The organism is Hyunsoonleella sp. J2K-J805, from assembly GCF_057167125.1.
Genome location: NZ_CM169901.1, coordinates 612,158 through 629,945, shown reverse-complemented (window position 1 = coordinate 629,945; position 17,788 = coordinate 612,158). Strand labels below are relative to the sequence as shown.

Annotated in this window: 13 protein-coding genes; 10 read left to right on the top strand and 3 right to left on the bottom strand. The window is 34.1% G+C overall.

Going from position 1 to position 17,788, the window contains the following annotated elements; translation table 11 throughout:
* Positions 1-111 precede the first annotated feature (111 nt).
* The 6 genes from AC1B0Z_RS02755 (at position 112) to AC1B0Z_RS02730 (ending at position 9,060) form a co-directional block, all read left to right on the top strand.
* Positions 112-2,142: a dipeptidyl-peptidase 3 family protein gene (locus tag AC1B0Z_RS02755; RefSeq protein ID WP_483794022.1), complete on the top strand. Its 2,031-nt coding sequence runs from the start codon at positions 112-114 to the stop codon at positions 2,140-2,142.
* Between the two features lie 368 nt (positions 2,143-2,510).
* Positions 2,511-3,530, top strand: a complete 1,020-nt coding sequence (locus tag AC1B0Z_RS02750; RefSeq protein ID WP_483794021.1) for a ligase-associated DNA damage response exonuclease — start codon at positions 2,511-2,513, stop codon at positions 3,528-3,530.
* The gene (locus AC1B0Z_RS02745) at positions 3,527-5,116 is read left to right on the top strand and encodes an ATP-dependent DNA ligase (protein ID WP_483794020.1); all 1,590 of its coding nucleotides are present in this window, start codon (positions 3,527-3,529) and stop codon (positions 5,114-5,116) included. The genes AC1B0Z_RS02750 and AC1B0Z_RS02745 overlap by 4 nt, the downstream gene beginning before the upstream one ends.
* Complete coding sequence (locus tag AC1B0Z_RS02740) at positions 5,116-7,569, top strand: ligase-associated DNA damage response DEXH box helicase (RefSeq protein ID WP_483794019.1); 2,454 nt, start codon at positions 5,116-5,118, stop codon at positions 7,567-7,569. The genes AC1B0Z_RS02745 and AC1B0Z_RS02740 overlap by 1 nt, the downstream gene beginning before the upstream one ends.
* A gap of 3 nt (positions 7,570-7,572) precedes the next feature.
* A complete protein-coding gene (gene pdeM / locus AC1B0Z_RS02735; RefSeq protein ID WP_483794018.1) occupies positions 7,573-8,223 on the top strand; it encodes a ligase-associated DNA damage response endonuclease PdeM in 651 nt (216 codons plus the stop codon).
* A gap of 231 nt (positions 8,224-8,454) precedes the next feature.
* Positions 8,455-9,060, top strand: coding sequence for a hypothetical protein (locus tag AC1B0Z_RS02730; protein WP_483794017.1), 606 nt, complete (start codon positions 8,455-8,457; stop codon positions 9,058-9,060).
* 207 nt (positions 9,061-9,267) lie between these two features.
* Here AC1B0Z_RS02730 and AC1B0Z_RS02725 read toward each other — a convergent pair whose 3' ends face one another.
* A complete protein-coding gene (locus AC1B0Z_RS02725; protein ID WP_483794016.1) occupies positions 9,268-9,570 on the bottom strand; it encodes a hypothetical protein in 303 nt (100 codons plus the stop codon).
* Between the two features lie 157 nt (positions 9,571-9,727).
* Positions 9,728-10,321: a hypothetical protein gene (locus tag AC1B0Z_RS02720; protein ID WP_483794015.1), complete on the bottom strand. Its 594-nt coding sequence runs from the start codon at positions 10,319-10,321 to the stop codon at positions 9,728-9,730.
* A gap of 78 nt (positions 10,322-10,399) precedes the next feature.
* Here AC1B0Z_RS02720 and AC1B0Z_RS02715 point away from each other — a divergent pair, with 78 nt between their 5' ends.
* On the top strand, positions 10,400-11,302 hold the full coding sequence (locus AC1B0Z_RS02715; RefSeq protein ID WP_483794014.1) for a winged helix-turn-helix domain-containing protein: 903 nt from the start codon (positions 10,400-10,402) through the stop codon (positions 11,300-11,302).
* A 6-nt stretch (positions 11,303-11,308) separates the two neighbouring features.
* Here AC1B0Z_RS02715 and AC1B0Z_RS02710 read toward each other — a convergent pair whose 3' ends face one another.
* A complete protein-coding gene (locus tag AC1B0Z_RS02710) occupies positions 11,309-12,205 on the bottom strand; it encodes a peptidoglycan DD-metalloendopeptidase family protein (protein ID WP_483794013.1) in 897 nt (298 codons plus the stop codon).
* Between the two features lie 228 nt (positions 12,206-12,433).
* Here AC1B0Z_RS02710 and AC1B0Z_RS02705 point away from each other — a divergent pair, with 228 nt between their 5' ends.
* From AC1B0Z_RS02705 to AC1B0Z_RS02695, 3 genes are all read left to right on the top strand, one after another.
* Positions 12,434-14,668, top strand: coding sequence for a leucine-rich repeat domain-containing protein (locus AC1B0Z_RS02705; RefSeq protein ID WP_483794012.1), 2,235 nt, complete (start codon positions 12,434-12,436; stop codon positions 14,666-14,668).
* 126 nt (positions 14,669-14,794) lie between these two features.
* Positions 14,795-16,975, top strand: coding sequence for a tetratricopeptide repeat-containing sensor histidine kinase (locus tag AC1B0Z_RS02700; protein WP_483794011.1), 2,181 nt, complete (start codon positions 14,795-14,797; stop codon positions 16,973-16,975).
* On the top strand, positions 16,975-17,712 hold the full coding sequence (locus AC1B0Z_RS02695; RefSeq protein ID WP_483794010.1) for a LytR/AlgR family response regulator transcription factor: 738 nt from the start codon (positions 16,975-16,977) through the stop codon (positions 17,710-17,712). The genes AC1B0Z_RS02700 and AC1B0Z_RS02695 overlap by 1 nt, the downstream gene beginning before the upstream one ends.
* The last annotated feature ends 76 nt before the right edge of the window (positions 17,713-17,788 follow it).

Sequence of the window (17,788 nt, the reverse complement as noted above, 5' to 3'; positions counted from 1 at the left end):
TGGCTAATTTAGTTTTTCGATAACAAAATTTCGATATTTTACGTTAATCAATAATCAAAACTGGATAATTCACCTATATTCTGAAAATAATTTAAAATTCAAAATAACCTTATGAAACTAAAATCTGTATTACTGTTTTCGGTAGCCTTAATGATTTTGTCTTGCGGAAATGACAAAAAATCTACTAATGCTGATAGCAAAACTGAAGTGAAACAAGAGTTTGATTATAATGTTGAGCAATTTGCTGATATTAAAATATTGCGATACCAAATTCCAGGTTGGGATAAACTGTCCTTAAAAGAGAAAAAGTTGGTATACTATCTCACCCAAGCTGGATTATCTGGTCGTGATATTATGTGGGATCAAAACTACCGCCATAACCTTACAATCAGAAAAGCACTGGAAAATGTATATAAAAATTATAAAGGTGACAAGTCTTCAGAAGATTGGAAAGCGTTTGAAACGTACTTAAAGCGTGTTTGGTTTAGTAACGGAATTCACCATCACTATTCAAACGATAAGCTAAAACCTGAATTTTCGGCAGATTATTTGAAAACGTTATTGTCACAAACCAATACGTCATTAGAAGGAGAGCCGTTTGACGTAATTTTTAATGATAAAGACAACAAAAAAGTAAATCAAGCCAAAGGTGTGGATAACGTAGCGCTTTCTGCTGTTAATTTTTACGGACCAAACGTTACCAATGCTGATGTTATCAATTTCTACAAGCAGAAAAAATCACCAAACCCAGATAAGCCTTTATCTTTTGGCTTAAACTCTCAACTGGTAAAAGAAAATGGTGTTTTGAAGGAACGCATTTATAAATCTGGCGGATTGTATGGGGAAGCCATTGATGAAATAATTAAGTGGTTAGAATTGGCAAAAGGCGTTGCAGAAAACAAAGCCCAAGGAGACGCTTTAGGTTTGTTAATTGAGTATTACAAAACAGGAGACTTACAGACTTGGGACGATTATAATGTAGCTTGGACCGCTGCTACTGAAGGTAATATCGATTATATAAATTCATTTATTGAAGTATATAATGACCCATTAGGGTACAGAGGCTCATACGAAACTATTGTGCAGATTAACGATTTTGATATGTCCCAGAAAATGAAGGTGTTATCGGATAACGCACAATGGTTTGAAGATAATTCTCCGCTAATGGACGCTCATAAAAAGAAAAACGTGGTTGGCGTTAGCTATAAAGTGGTAACCGTTGCCGGAGAAGCAGGGGATGCCTCACCAAGTACCCCAATAGGTGTGAATTTACCTAATGCAAATTGGATTAGAAAAGAGGTGGGAAGTAAATCTGTTTCTTTAGGAAATATTATTGAGGCCTATAATAATTCTGGAAGCTCGGGGCGTTTAAAGGAATTTGTGCACGATGAGGAGGAATATCAACTTGAAAAAGAACATGGGCAATTGGCTGATAAATTGCATACTGCACTTCATGAAGTTATTGGTCATGCCTCCGGACAATTGAATCCAGGAGTTGGAGAAACCAAGGAGACACTTAAAAATTACGCATCTACTTTAGAAGAAGGACGTGCAGATTTAGTAGGGCTATACTATCTATATAATCCGAAACTACAGGAGTTAGGCTTGGTTGATGATTGGAAAAAAGTTGGAATGGCAGCATACGATGGCTATATTAGAAATGGATTGATGATGCAATTAATCCGCTTGAATCTAGGAGACGACGTAGAAGAAGCACACATGAGAAACAGACAATGGGTATCTGCTTGGGTGTTTGAAAAAGGAAAACCAGATAACGTAATAGAAAAAGTACAACGAGATGGTAAAACGTATTTCAACATTAATAATTATGATAAATTACATGATTTATTTGGTGAATTATTAAGAGAAACCCAACGCATAAAATCTGAAGGTGATTATGCGGCAGTTGAAGCGTTGGTTGAGACGTATGGTGTAAAAGTGGATCAAAGCATACACGCCGAAGTTTTAGAGCGCAACAAACAATTTACCTCAGCGCCTTACAGTGGCTTTGTCAATCCAGTTTTAGTGGCAGATATGGAAAATGGTGAAGTTTCCGAAATACGCGTTACTCAACCAGAAACATTTGCTGGACAAATGCTAAATTACAGTGAAACCTATAACTTTTTACCTGAAGAGAATTAGGTAGTTGTTATACATAAAAACTAAAAAACAGAACCTTAATTAAGGTTCTGTTTTTTTATTAACACTAAAAGCTAATAGTATTAAATTAACAACAATGAGTAAGCTAATTATTAGTAATATTTTCATGTTGTCGCTGCTGATGTTATTAAGTAGATGCAATCTTTTTTAAAAGGTTGCGTCATGAAACCTAATTTTATTTATAAAACAGTTTAGTTTTCCCCAGTATAGACATTTATAAAGCATCTTATTTTAGGTTACCCGAAATAGCATGCGGATTAATTAAATCAGAAGAATTAACAGAGATGCTTTTAAAGGTAGTTTAGCTACTATAACATCATTAATTTGTATTTTTAGTAAAAATTGCATCCTTGAAATTAATCCGTTTTACAAAAAAGGGACTGTATTGTATTCCTGGAAAATTCTATCTAGACCCTTGGTACCCTGTAGATTATGCCGTAATATCTCATGGACACGCAGATCATGCAAGATGGGGTATGAATCGGTATTTATGCCATCATCATTCTAAGCCTATTTTACAGCATCGCATAGCTTCAGATATTAATATTCAAAGTTTAGGGTATAATGAGCCATTACTAATTAATAGTGTTGAAGTAAGTTTTCATCCCGCGGGTCATATTATTGGTTCTGCACAAATTCGCTTAGAGTATAAAGGGTTTGTAGTGGTTTTTACTGGTGATTACAAAACCACCGCGGACGGACTCACAGTACCCTTTGAGCCTGTAAAATGCCATGAGTTTATTACCGAAAGTACATTTGGCTTGCCAATTTACAAATGGCTGCCAGAATCTGTATTGAAGCAACAAATGCACGATTGGATAGCTACAAACCAATCTAATAATAGAACTAGCGTATTTTTTGGATATTCTTTAGGAAAAGCGCAGCGCATTATGAAAATGCTTGATGGCGTAGATGAAATATTTGCTCACAACGCCATTATAAATTTAAATGAAGCTATTGAGACTTCCGGTATTAAGTTACCCAAGTCCAAATTAATTGCATCGGACTTCGATAAAAAAGAATTACAAAACAAAATAGTAATCTTACCACCATCATTATTAGGTTCTCGTTTACTAAAACGTATTCCAAATGCTGCTACAGCAGTATGCTCAGGTTGGATGCAAATACGGGGTAATAGACGTTGGAAAGCAGTAGATGCTGGTTTTCCTGTGAGCGATCATGCCGATTGGGATGGGCTTCTAAGCGCCGTAAAAGCGAGTGAGGCCGAAAAAGTTTACGTCACTCACGGCTCACAAGCAATCTTTAGTAAGTATTTAAATGAAATAGGAATTCCTGCAGCTGAGGTTAAAACAGAATATGGCGAAGAGCAATTAAACGATGCTGAAACTACTAAAACTGCTGATGTATGAGAGACTTTGTAACCCTGATTAATACAGTAGAAATCACCAATAAAACCAATGCTAAAATTCAAGCCTTGGTAGATTTTTTTGAAAACGCCACTGATAAAGACAAACTTTGGCTCATTGCTATTTTTACTGGTAAACGCCCTCCCAGACCTGTAAAAACCTCACTAATGAAACAGTGGTGTATGCAACAGATGGCTATTCCTGAATGGTTGTTTTTAGAGAGCTATAGCACTGTTGGCGATCTAGGGGAAACATTAGCATTGTTGCTTCCAGAGCCAATACATCAAATTGATAAAACTCTAGATGCTTGGATGCAAGATGTTATCGCCTTAAAAGCAAAAACCGAAGAAGAGAAAAAAGATTTTGTACTTAATGCTTGGTCTGGACTTAACATGCAAGAGCGTTTTATTTTTAATAAGCTCATTGGTGGCAGCTTTAGAATTGGCGTTTCTAAAAAAACACTTGTAAATGCTTTAGCCAAAGTATCAGGAATTGATGCAAATCAATTAATGCACAGTATCATTGGTAATTGGAATATTCATACAATTACTTTTGATGCGCTTATTAGTGGTGCACATATTAATTATGATAATTCTAAGCCTTATCCATTTTGTTTAGCTTATGCTTTAGAAAAAGAATTAAAAGATGTGGGACAACCTAATGAATGGCAAGTGGAATATAAATGGGACGGTATACGCGGGCAAGTGGTAAAACGTAATGGAGAAATATATATTTGGTCTAGAGGTGAAGAGCTTGTTACCAAACAATTTCCTGAAATTGAAACTGTTATGCAGCAGTTTAATGACGATTTTGTTATAGATGGAGAAATACTTGCACTAAAGGATAGTAATGTTTTACTATTCAATGATTTACAAAAGCGATTAAATAGAAAAAATATTTCAAAAAAATTATTGGAAGAGGTGCCTATTGGTTTTTATGCGTATGATATATTGGAATACAATGGAGGAGATTTAAGAAACTCATCATTAGAAAAACGGAGAACTATTTTAGAGAAATTATTCACAAGTATAGCACTTCCTAATCATATTAAATTATCACAAATAATTGCATTTGATGATTGGGATGTTTTAGGCGAGATTCGCGAAAATGCGCGACGCATAAATTCTGAAGGATTAATGTTGAAACAGAAAGCCTCTCCCTATCATGTTGGACGTAAAAAGGGAGATTGGTGGAAATGGAAAGTAGACCCCTTAACAATTGATGTAGTAATGATTTATGCGCAAAAGGGTAGTGGTAGGCGCAGTTCAAAATACACAGATTACACTTTTGCCGTAAAAAAAGACGATGGTTTAGTTACTGTTGCCAAAGCCTATTCAGGTTTAACTGATAAAGAAATTACTGAAATATCTAGATGGGTGAATAAAAATGCAATCGAAAAATTTGGTCCCGTAAGAACCGTTAAGCCTGTGTTAATCTTTGAAATTGCTTTTGAAGGTATCGCGCTTAGTAACCGTCATAAATCTGGAGTAGCGCTACGTTTTCCGAGGATTAAACGTTGGCGAAAAGATAAAACTATTGAAGATATAGATACTATCACTTCAGTTAAAAGCTTAATACACGCGCAGTAATGGGGAAGTTTGAAGAAAGCGACGGTTTTAAAATTATAAAAAATTACTTTGAAGACAAAAGGCAGTTCCCTTTTCAATTTCAAATAAAAACATGGAAAAAATATGCTTCTGGTCATAGTGGTGTCGTAGTTGCGCCTACTGGCTTCGGTAAGACATTCTCAGTATTTTTAGGGGTACTAATTGATTATCTAAATCATCCAGAACGCCATAAAAAAGGATTGAAACTATTATGGATAAGTCCACTAAGATCCCTAGCAAAAGATTTAGCAAAAGCCATGAAAGCTGCAGTAGATGAGATTGGTTTAGATTGGGAAGTACAGGTCCGCAATGGCGACACACCACAAAATGTAAGGCGACAACAAGAGCGCTTAATGCCAGATATTTTATTGACCACTCCCGAAACCATGCATTTACTCTTTTCACAAAAGAAAAACTCCCGTTGGTTTACAGCATTGCAATGTGTAGCTGTAGACGAATGGCACGAACTACTAGGAAACAAACGTGGCGTACTTACCGAGTTGGCCATATCTAAGCTATTAACCATAGCGCCAAAGTTAAAAATATGGGGTATTACCGCTACTATTGGCAATTTAAAAGAAGCCATGGATGTCTTAATTCCTTATGCAGATAAAAAAACCGTAATGGTTACCGCTAAAGAAAAGAAGAAAATAAAAGTGGTATCTGTATTACCAGATGAGGTAGAGGTATTGCCCTGGGCAGGCCATTTAGGGAAATCTTTAAGTTCAAAAATAATCCCCATTATTTACGAAAACAGCACCACACTTATTTTCACAAATACACGGGGTCAAAGTGAGTTGTGGTACCAAATTATACTAGAAGCTGCTCCAGAGCTTGCGGGCCAACTCGCTATTCATCATGGCTCCATTGATTTAAAGTTGCGCCATTGGATTGAGGACAATATTGCAAAAGGTACTTTAAGAGCGGTGATTTGTACGTCGTCTTTAGATTTGGGTGTAGATTTTAAACCCGTAGATTGTATAATACAAATTGGCTCTGCAAAAGGAGTTGCAAGATTTATACAACGGGCTGGTAGAAGTGGGCATTCCCCTTATGAGGTTTCAAAAATATACTTTGTACCAACACACTCCTTAGAACTAATTGAGGTAGCAGCATTAAAAGAAGCCCTTAAAACTGGAAAGATTGAAGAACGACAACCTATGGTATTGTGCTACGATATTATGGTGCAATTTCTAGTTACTCTGGCTGTTGGTGAAGGTTTTCAAGCTGAAGCAGCTTATAAAATATTAAAACAAACCCATGCCTTTTCATATTTAAATACAGACGAATTTAACTGGGGCTTACAGTTTATTACTCAAGGAGGTGCAACATTAAAGGCTTATGAAGAATTTCATAAAGTTACAAAAGATGAAAACGGACTATATAAAGTAAAGAGCAGGCGTATTAGTATGTTACACCGTATGAATATTGGCGCTATAGTTAGTGATGCTATGCTACGCGTAAAGTATATGTCTGGTGGTTATATCGGTATGATTGAGGAATTTTTCATCTCAAAACTTAAACCAAATTCTAGTTTTGTATTGGCCGGCAAAACTTTAGAATTGGTAAAGATTAAGGACATGACCGCTTTTGTGAAACGAAGCAAAGCAAAAAATGCGATAACACCAAGTTGGTTGGGGGGAAGGCTGCCGCTATCCTCTCACTTAAGTCATTATCTAAGAATAAAACTGGCTGATGCCCTGTCTCCTGGCATTAGGGAACGAGAGCTTAAGTTTTTGCACCCACTTATTTCTAGGCAATCAGCACATTCTCATATCCCACAATCAGATGAGTTTTTAATTGAACTTATCGAGACCAAAGAAGGGCACCATTTGTTTATGTATCCTTTTGAAGGCAGATTGGTACATGAAGTAATATCAGCATTAATAGCACACCGCATCAGTAAAATTAAACCATTAACTTATACCATAGCCATGAACGACTATGGGTTTGAACTGTTAAGCGACCAACCGTTTCCTATTGATGAAAATAATATACAAAACATACTTTCAAAAGAAAATTTAATGGAAGATGTAGCTGCCAGTATTAATGCATCGGAGATGGCATCACGAAAATTTAGAGATATTGCTGTCATTGCAGGTTTAGTAGTACAGTCCAGACCAGGAAGTAGACAAAACAATAAGAGTTTACAATCCTCATCGGGTTTAATATTTAGAGTTTTAGAAGATAATGAACCGCAAAATTTATTATTAAGGCAGTCTTATACTGAAGTGTTTGATCAACAGCTAGAAGAAGTAAGATTACAAGCTGCGTTTGAGCGAGTTTCTAAAAGTAAAATCGTATTAAAACATGCTAAGAGTTTTACACCCTTAAGTTTCCCAATTAAAGTGGATAGCTTAAGAAACGCGATGAGCTACGAGAGTTTGGAAAAACGTATTGAGCGTATTAAAAAACAAACCCTTAAGATGAATTAGAATATGAACATAGCCACTAAGACTATAAATCTTCAGGGTGAAAAACTGGTGCTTACGAATCAACGATGTATACATTGGGAAGTAAAGGAAGCTTTAATTTTGTCCGATCTACATATTGGTAAAACTGCTCATTTCAGAAAGAACGGTATACCCGTGTCTTCAGAAGTCCTTCAAAAGGATTTACACCGTCTAGAAGCGCTTATTCACAACTTTAAACCAAAATCGCTAATAGTAGTAGGCGATTTATTTCATGCTGAATTGAATAACGATGTTCTGTTTTTTAAGAAATGGATGCAACAATTTCCCAGTATCGAAATCACATTGATTAAAGGCAATCATGATAAAAAATTATTCGAACTATATGATACGCTAAACATTAAGTTAGAAGAACATCAACTAGAGCTACCTCCATTTGTATTTATTCATGACATAAAAACCAATGCACCGGATAGTTTCTATATTTCAGGGCACATTCATCCAGGAGTTCTCATAAAAGGCAGAGGAAGACAACGCATAAAATTACCTTGCTACAAAATCATAAGAAATCAATTAATACTCCCTGCTTTTAGTGAGTTTACAGGACTAAACTCTAGCAACAAAATCGAATCTGCAAAATATATTGCTTTCACAAAAACTCAAATTTTTGAGGTATAATCTTAAATACAATATGCATTTTAACATAAATCTAGGCTAGGTTTAAATCTTTAAAAAGTTATAAGTAACATATCTAATTTAAATTCAAGCAATGGTAGGCGTTTCATCGTCAATTTTTGCAGTTGATATTCCCGCTCGTTCAATGAACCCGTGATTTTTGCTTTTTTCCGATTTTCTATTTCGACAGCGAGTTAGTTATTTAGTTTTGAGATGATTATAAAACAAAGCCCCATGAAACGTTTATTATCATCTTTAATTATCGTATTGAGTTTAAACTCATTTATAGGTGTAAATGCACAAAATTTTGCAAAAAATATTAAGAAGCACCATGCTTTTTATGGCTATTCAGAAAGCAATTTGAAAAGTACAGATACTATTTCTGGTTTTGCAACAAAAGAAGAAAAACTCAAAATTACGGGTACCATCTATCAAAGTGATGGCATTACACCTGCAAAAAATGTTATCCTTTATATATGTCAGTCTGATGAATATGGAGATTACAACCCTAAAAAAATAAATGGTAAGCGTGTTTTAGAGCATCAAGGTTGGATAAAAACGGATGCAGATGGAAAGTATACCTTCTATACTTTTGTTCCAGGAACGTATTGGCCATCAAGAAAGATACAGCAAATTCATGCTGTGATAAAAACTTCTGACGATACCGAGGCTTATCAGTTAAACCATTTTGTTTTTGATAGCGATCCGCTTTTAAACGCATCGTGTAAAAGAAAAATAGAAAAACGTGGTTTAAACAACCTTATCACATTGGTAAAGAAAGATGATTTACTAATTGGCGAACGAAATATTATTTTAAACCATAAAGAACATACATATTAGTGTTTATTATGTAAATTGAAATCCCCGAACATTGGAAACCATGCCTCGGGGATTTTTTCTGTTTTCTATCTTGATTTAGTAGACTGGCAAATTGCAAGTTCCTAACAAAATTTCAAAATCTCCCGTTACGGTAATATCGCCAGAGCTATTATCTTGCCTATCGTACTCAACATTTAATTTGCCTCTGTAAGTTGCGCAATCGCCATTTTAAATAATTTGTTCAACATCTATTGTTCCACCAGCTTTAGATAAAAATATACCACTATCTAGAATACCCATCCTTGAAATATGGTCTTTAGTGTTATTGTAAACAATCATAGTGTATTGTTTCTGTTCAATAGGCAATGGTAATGTAAATGTAATTCTATAGCTTTCATCATTTCTAACATCTAAACGCACTCTATCTTCAAGGGTAATTACATCCGCACAATTTAAATCAACTTTAAGATTTGTAAAACCAGCGCCGTCAATGGTTAGTGTTGAAAAAATGGTATTTAGTTGTTCGTCCATTATTTCTACAGCTCCATCGTCGTTATTAGAACATGCAGAGAAGGAAATAAAAACACTAAAAAAAATACGTTGTAAATGAGCTTTTTCATGGTTATCAATATTCGGTTATACATATTTATATATCCATCGAAAACCACTTAAAACATCATCAAACTTTTTAACAATTATCAATCTCAAATTTTAATTCGCCATCTTCTTGAAAAATTACGATTGGTATTTTTTCCAATGTGCATCGCGGTTCTATAGTAAATTGTATAAAGCCGTTTACTTTAAAATCTTCATTGGTTTTTACCTTAATCTTTTGTGTATATGTAGTATTTTGCTTTACCCAATTTACTTTACCGTTTACAAAAGGATGCGGGTCGTGTTCTTCAACGCTTAAGGGGAATTCTATTAAATCATCTAATGCCAATATTTTGTCATTTTCATTAAAAACGACTTTGAATTTTCCAGAAAAGTCTCTTTTTGCATTTGGAGAAACAAAGTAAGCACCGTGGTGTAGGTTTATATCAATTATAGAGCTATAAGTATTTTTGCCTTGTGGCTCTAATTTTAAATGCATTTCATAAGGATTACAGTTTCCATTCACTTTATAAAATTTTTCAAAATTAAAAGCTAAATCTGGCGAAATATTGTCAACGCAATATTGAGCTTTAGAAGTGTTAATGGTATACTCTGGAGTTGAATTAGTGCTTTTTGAAATACAACTAAAAGCCAAAATGCAAACAAAACAGATGATCATTTTTTTCATAATTAATTGATTTTAAAATTAATGTGAAGTAAAATTAAGTGTGTATTATCTTAAAAGTGTCAAAAAAATGTAAAAGAAGTGTCAACCATTGTAAAAATTGAAGAAATTGTATGTTATTTACAGTATACTATGAATAAAGGCTCTACCATATTTATCAAAATCTTATTATTTTTTTTAGTGACTTTCGTTGTGTTCTCATGCGAAACTTCATCTGATAATCCTGAAAAAATTGTTAAGGTAGCGTTGCGTGACGCAGGTGATAAATTGTTGTTGAGCAATAATAATTCAACTTCTGTAGTAAAGCCTGTTATTGCACTAGATACCTACACCTATCAATTATCGTTTGAAAAACCTCTAGCAATTCAGCCAGATAGCTTGGTGCGTATTATAAAAACTAGCTTTAAAAAGGCGAACATATCGCAACATTATATTACCGAAGTTTTGGAATGTACACAAAATGAAGTTGCTTATAGTTATAAAGTTATATTCGATACCGAAGAGAGTGTAATACCCTGCAGCGGAAGACAATTACAAAAGGCTTGTTACACCATACAGGTACATTTTACCAAAAATACTGGAAGTACATTTGGAGGTTTAAAATACGTTATTCCCATCGCTGTATTGCTTTTGGCATTTTTAGTCTATCGGAACAATTCAAAAAGAAATATAACGCCGCAAAATGAATATTTTAAAAGAGTAGGGCATTTTAAGTTTTATCCAGAACAAAACAAATTGGTACAGGAGACCGTAGAAATTGCACTTTCAAAAAAAGAATGTGAACTCCTTGACATTTTTGTGGCAAGACCCAACGAAATCATCAAGCGAGAAGAACTGATTAAGCGTGTTTGGGAAGATAATGGAGTGGTAGTAGGAAGGAGTTTAGATACCTACATTTCTAAACTTCGAAAAAAACTGAAAGAGGACGAGCGTATTAAACTTACCAACATACATGGTGTAGGGTATAAGCTGGAGGTAGAGTAGGAGTATTTACTTTTCAATCACCAATTGCTGACCAATACGCAACACTGAATTTCTTTTAATGGTATTTACTTTACATAAAGATGCTATGGTAACATCGTTACGCCTAGAAATACCCGATAATGTATCTCCCGATTTTACAATGTATATAGAGCGTGTTTTAATTAAACTGGCAATGGCCTCTTCTTCACTTAGCAAGGGTTTTATTTTGCTTTGTTTTTTAGAACTATGGGCAATGGGTTGTGTCCATGTTTTGGTCACCCAAATTTCTTTGTTTCTTATTTTGTTCTCTTCTCCAAAATCAAATAAGTATTCTGGGTTTATGGAAACGCCTTTGTAGTTTACAACCAAATGCAAATGGCTACCACGCGCATTCCCCGAAACGCCACCTTTGCCCAAATAAGCACCTTTGGTAACGGTATCATTTTCCTTAACGCCGTATTCTGATAAATGCGCATACACGGTTTCCAAGCCATTATAATGGCGCACTACAACGGTTCTACCATGCCCACGCGTGTATCGGGACATACGTACTATGCCATCAAACATGGCAAAAATACTATCGCCGGTAACCAAATCAATATCAATACCTTTATGTGCTCTACCGCGTCGCCATCCATAACGTGAGGTAATCACTTTTTTGGTTTTGATAGGTGAGTGGTAGGTGGAATCTTCAAAGGTTAGTTTTAAAGGAAATTTTAATGCCTCGGCATACTTGTAAGGATTGTACACAGTACTTATCCAATAGTTACCTGTGATATCCTTCTTTTTTGAATCGATCGAATCAACCACAACAGTTGAAGAAGTCTTTACAATAGGAATTTCTATGGGTTGGAGAAAGCGATACTTTTGGGCATTCAATTGAAAACCATACATCATCAGTACACTACAAAATAATACTCTCATGAGGGTATAAGTCTTATTTTTCGGTTGGACGACCGCAAATTTAAGCATTTCAACGATATAATTACCTCTTAATTATTCAGATTTATGAATACACAATTATTTGATGTATCAAATATGGATTCAAAAGCTTCATATATTAATTAAAATCTATCAAAAATAACTTCGCTATATCATAGCATAATGTGTTAGTCTACTTTGGTATTTTATTAACCCAAAAACACACTAAAAATGAAAAAACATCTACTTATTTTATTTACCCTATTGACGGCAGCGATGGGGTTTTCACAAGTGATTGGCGATACCTTTGTCGATAATTTTATTACTTATGAAGTGACTTCCATTTCACCAAATACTGTTGAAGCTATAGATTATAATACGGCTGGAGGCACAGTAGTTACCATACCAAATACAGTTCAAAATAACACAAATACATATAATATAACCAGTATTGGTGTGCAATCTTTTAGGCTTAAGCAATTGACTGAGGTAACTATCTCTGGTAATGTTACCACAATTAAATCTTCTGCATTTAGTGGTAACAATAATATGGTAAGCGCAACTATTCAAAACGGTGTTGTTGATATACAAAACAGTGCTTTTTTTAATTGTGGCCTAACCACTATCACTATCCCAGATAGTGTTGTAAGTATAGGTAATCAGGCATTTGATTTTACTGACATTGGAAGCATCAATTTCGGTAATGGTCTTAATACTATAGGCACTAGTGCTTTCAGAAATACGTTGTTAACTAGTATTACAATTCCAAGCAGTGTTACGAGTATCGGTTTGTCGGCATTTGCTAATAGTCCACTAACTAGTATTACATCTTTGGCAACCATTCCTCCAGATATAAATTCAGTTCCTAGTGTTGATACTTTTGGGAGCAACCGTTCCAATATTGATTTATTTATACCTTTCGGTACTTTGAACGATTACGTAACCAATCCAAGTCCAACAGCTAATTGGACAGGTTTTAATTCAGTAACAGAAGCTAGTCTGTCAGTCGGTGATACTTTTGTAGTTGATTTTATAACTTATAGAATTACTTCTATATCACCAGACACCGTTGAAGTTTTAGATTATGACGTAGCTGGAGGTACTACGGTTAATATACCTTCTACGGTATCTGATAGTGTTGTTACGTATGAAGTTAACGAAATAGAAGGTAATGCATTTAATGCTAAAGGATTAACAAGTGTTAGTATTTCAGACAATGTTACAACCATAGGCAACCAAGCCTTTTTAAATAATAATTTAACAAGTGTTACTATCGGTAATGATGTTGAAAATATAGGTGGTTTAGCATTTGATAGTAATAACTTAACAAGCGTTGTTATTCCAAATAGTGTTACAACAATAGGAGCTAGAGCTTTTGATAATAATCTAATTACAGATGTTATAATTGGAAGTGGCGTAACAACAATAGAATTCGGAGCTTTTAGAAATAATCCTTTGGCCAATATTCTATCTTTGGCAGTTACACCTCCAAGTGTAATTACTGATACTTCTTTTCCAGGTGTTGTCGATTCTTTTAGTCATGATCGTAGCAACATTAATTTAGTTGTAACAAATACCACTACAGACGAGTATGTTATAGATAGTGGCGCACTTTGGACTGGATTTAAAATGGTTTTTGAAGCAACGTCACCAACAACTTCTGAAGTTTCACATTATGACTCAGCAAATGGCACCAATGTTGTAATTCCTGCATCTGTTACGGTAGGTTCTAATGTATTCGATGTAAACAGAATTGATGATTCAGCATTTGAAAATATTGGCTTAACAAGCGTAACGATTCCTGATAGTGTAACTGAAATTGGAATTTCTGCATTTAACACCAATAATTTAACGAGTGTAACTATACCTGATAATGTTACCCTTATAGGTACAACAGCTTTTGCAACCAACCCTATCAGTAATCTATCCTTAGGAGCTAATGTAACTGATATAGGTATTGGTGCTTTCGTAGATAACAATCTTACTGATGTTACTATACCTAGTAATGTTACTTTTATTGGTTTGTTAGCTTTTGGTAATAACCCACTAGCTAGCGTAACCTCATTGGCTACAACACCTCCAACAATTACAACTGGAACTAATGATACATTTGCTTTTAATCGCGGTAATATAGCTCTGCATATACCACCTGGCACTCTTGCAAATTATGTAACAAATCCTGGAGCCTTATGGACAGGATTTAGCCCAGTAACACAAGATGCCTCTTTAAGTACTTCTAATTTTGAATTTGAAAACAACATAAAAATCATTTCAAGGTCTAATCAAATTGAAGTTAAGTATTCTAATAACATCATGCTAGAAAGCTTTGCTATCTATAATATGACTGGTTCCAAAGTTATGGAAGGGTATAAAAACATAATCGAAACAGCTGTACTTTCAAATGGTATTTATATTTTAGAATTAACGTTTAACGAGGGTAGGGTTGTAAAAAAGTTCATAAAGTAGACGGGTATGAACTTTTAATTTTTTTAGGATTATCTGTTTTTTTACTAACCGTAAGCATTTTACCCAATGGCTTACGGTTAGTTATTAAATATATTGTTAATTAGCATTTTGTTCAATTATTCCCGTATGAAGAATATTCATAATACTATAGTCTTACTCATTTTGTTAATTGCTAAAGTTGGGGTATCTCAAAATACTGAAATAGATAGCCTTAAAATAGAGTTGCAAAAACATAAAACAATTGATTCTACACGGGTAAATCTATTAAACAATCTAGCATTCGCCTTAAAGAAAATCGACACTACGGCTGCTGAAGAATATTTAAAAGAATCTACCAAAACCTTGGGTAAGTTAGATTTTACAAAAGGAAGAGCTAAAAACACACTTATTAAAGGTATAATTCGTGCTTATAAATCAAAATTTGAAAAAGGTTTTTCACTATATGAAGAATCGCTTCAATTAAATAAAGATATTGGATATAATAAAGGAATTATAGAGTGCTATCTAGAAATGGGAGATTTCTATTACAGAAAAGGGAACCAACATGATGCTCTAGATTATTATGAAAAAGCCTTAACACTAAGTAAAAAAATAGATGATAAAGAGTCTATATTCAAACTTTTGAATGATATTGGGTGGTCTCACATTTTGCTTGGAAACTATGATAAAGCAGAGTCTTATTATAAAGATGCATTGGTGTTTAGTGAAGTAACAAAAAATAGAACACTTCTTTCCAATAATTATAGCGATCTAGGAATTATTTTTTCCTATAAAGGCAATTATAATAAGGCCTTAGCCTATTATAATAAATCTATTGAAGTAGCAAAAAAAACTTCAGATAGCATTGCTATTGGAAATGCTTTTGGTAATATGGGACCCATCTATAGTGAACTAGAAAACTATGATGAAGCTATAAAATGTTACAATCAATCCATACTGTTTTTAAAAGGTGAGTATAAGAATGCTACTGCAAGTAATTTAAATAATTTAGGGCTAGCATATACCGCCAAGAAAGATTACGAAACTGCCAAAACGTATCTACACAATTCAAAAAAAGTATACATAGAAATTGGCGACAAAGGAGGTGAAGCAATTGTTCTTAACAATATTGCAGATATACATTTAGCATTAAACGAATATGATGTTGCTTCAAAATACTTTAACTTAGGGAAAACACTTGGTTTAGAAGTTGATAATCAGAGGACAACCTGTTATTCATACCTAGGGCTAGCTAAAGTTCTTATTAAAAAAAACAAGTTTGATGAGGCTCTAATTTATACTTATAAAGGGAAAAAAATTGCGGATAAGCTTAAGCTTTTGAATTTCCAAAGGGATAGTGGAGAATTGCTCTCTCAGATATATAATGGCATGGGTAACTACAAAAAAGCTTATGAGAGCCATCAACAATTTAAAATACTTAACGATAGTCTTTTTAATAAAAAAAATATTGAAAAATTGGCTCAAATGGAAGCCGATTATAAATACAAACAAGCTTTAGATTCTGCTAGTATAAGAGAATTAGAATTAACCAAAACCGTAAATGAAACCAATAAAAACCTCGTAAAAACTGAACGCAATTACTTATGGGCCATTATTGGAGTACTCTTGGTTTCCATGGTATTAGTATCGGTCATCTTTTATCAAAAGTTGAAAAACGCCAAGGCCAAAACCCAACATGCGGTAATAGAGCAAAAATTGTTGCGCTCGCAGATGACACCACATTTTATCTTCAATTCGCTATCTGTATTACAAGGCATGATTTTAAATAAAGAAGAAAAAAAGTCTGTTAGTTATTTGTCAAAATTTTCTAAATTGATGCGAATTACTTTAGAGAATTCTAGAGATAAATTGGTATTGCTTTCTCAAGAATTATTAGCTGTAGAAAATTATTTGGCACTTCAGAATTTAGAAAATGAATCTTATGAGTATTCAATACATATAGATGACACCATTGATAGTGATGCATTTGAAGTTCCTCCAATGCTTATTCAGCCATTTGTGGAAAATGCCGTGGAGCATGCTTTTAAAGACAAATCTCAAGATAAAAAAATTGATATTAGCCTAAAATATTCAGGTAAAAAATTAATTTGTACCATCACCGACAACGGTATTGGATACACGGCGCGAAAAACTTCAAATAATGCGCATAAAAAATCACTTTCAACTACCATAACATCGGAACGCTTAAAAATTTTATCAAAAGACTTCAATATGGAAGGCAGTGTATCCATCGAGGATAGAAATACTTATAATGAATCGGGAACTATAGTAACTTTGGTAATTCCGCATAAAATAATTTCAGTGTAATGAAAACTATACTGGTAGAAGACAAAGAATACATTAGAAAAGGTCTGCGAAACCTATTGAATTCTATTGAATTTGGCATAGAAGTGATAGGGGAGTGCGAATCTGTAAAAAATGCCGTAGTGGTTTCTAATGCCTGTAAGCCAGAGTTAGTTTTTTTAGATATAAATCTTACCGATGGTGATGCATTTGACTTTTTAGAGCAAACCGAACACCTAAACTTTAAAGTCATATTTATTACGGCTTACGAAGAGTATGCACTTAAAGCCCTAAAAAGCGGCGCTGTAGATTATATTTTAAAACCTGTGGATATTGAAGAACTTGAAGCTGCTTTAAAAAAGGTAAAAACCCTTTCGGTAACAGACCAGAAACAACAAATTAAAACGGCTAAGGCAGTGTGGCATAACGATAACTCTAAATTGGTACTGTCACTACATGACAGTTTTCAAGTTATAGATTTAAACCAGCTTTTGTATTGCGAATCAGATAAAGGCTATACCACATTTTATTGCAATAGCGGTAAAAAATATTTGGTTTCAAAAACATTAAAGGAGTACGAAGAGCAGCTTACTAAAGCTAATTTTGTACGTCCGCACCAATCTTATATCGTCAACCTCAATTTTATAGATAAATACGAAAAGTCAGGTACTATCTATCTTGAAAATGGCAAAAAAATCCCCGTTTCTTCTAGAAAAAAAGACCATTTTGTTTCTGTATTTTTAAATTGGAGCAAGCCATAGTATAACTCTTTCGATCTTAGATTTTATGGTCATTCATTAATAAACACTGACATATCTCATGTTTATCTGAAATTTT

Coding starts and splice junctions, on each gene's coding strand:
- AC1B0Z_RS02755 (WP_483794022.1), top strand. CDS start 112: ATGAAACTAAAATCTGTATTACTGTTTTCGGTAGCCTTAATGATTTTG.
- AC1B0Z_RS02745 (WP_483794020.1), top strand. CDS start 3,527: ATGAGAGACTTTGTAACCCTGATTAATACAGTAGAAATCACCAATAAA.
- AC1B0Z_RS02740 (WP_483794019.1), top strand. CDS start 5,116: ATGGGGAAGTTTGAAGAAAGCGACGGTTTTAAAATTATAAAAAATTAC.
- pdeM (WP_483794018.1), top strand. CDS start 7,573: ATGAACATAGCCACTAAGACTATAAATCTTCAGGGTGAAAAACTGGTG.
- AC1B0Z_RS02730 (WP_483794017.1), top strand. CDS start 8,455: ATGAAACGTTTATTATCATCTTTAATTATCGTATTGAGTTTAAACTCA.
- AC1B0Z_RS02725 (WP_483794016.1), bottom strand. CDS start 9,570: ATGGACGAACAACTAAATACCATTTTTTCAACACTAACCATTGACGGC.
- AC1B0Z_RS02720 (WP_483794015.1), bottom strand. CDS start 10,321: ATGAAAAAAATGATCATCTGTTTTGTTTGCATTTTGGCTTTTAGTTGT.
- AC1B0Z_RS02710 (WP_483794013.1), bottom strand. CDS start 12,205: ATGAGAGTATTATTTTGTAGTGTACTGATGATGTATGGTTTTCAATTG.
- AC1B0Z_RS02705 (WP_483794012.1), top strand. CDS start 12,434: ATGAAAAAACATCTACTTATTTTATTTACCCTATTGACGGCAGCGATG.
- AC1B0Z_RS02700 (WP_483794011.1), top strand. CDS start 14,795: ATGAAGAATATTCATAATACTATAGTCTTACTCATTTTGTTAATTGCT.
- AC1B0Z_RS02695 (WP_483794010.1), top strand. CDS start 16,975: ATGAAAACTATACTGGTAGAAGACAAAGAATACATTAGAAAAGGTCTG.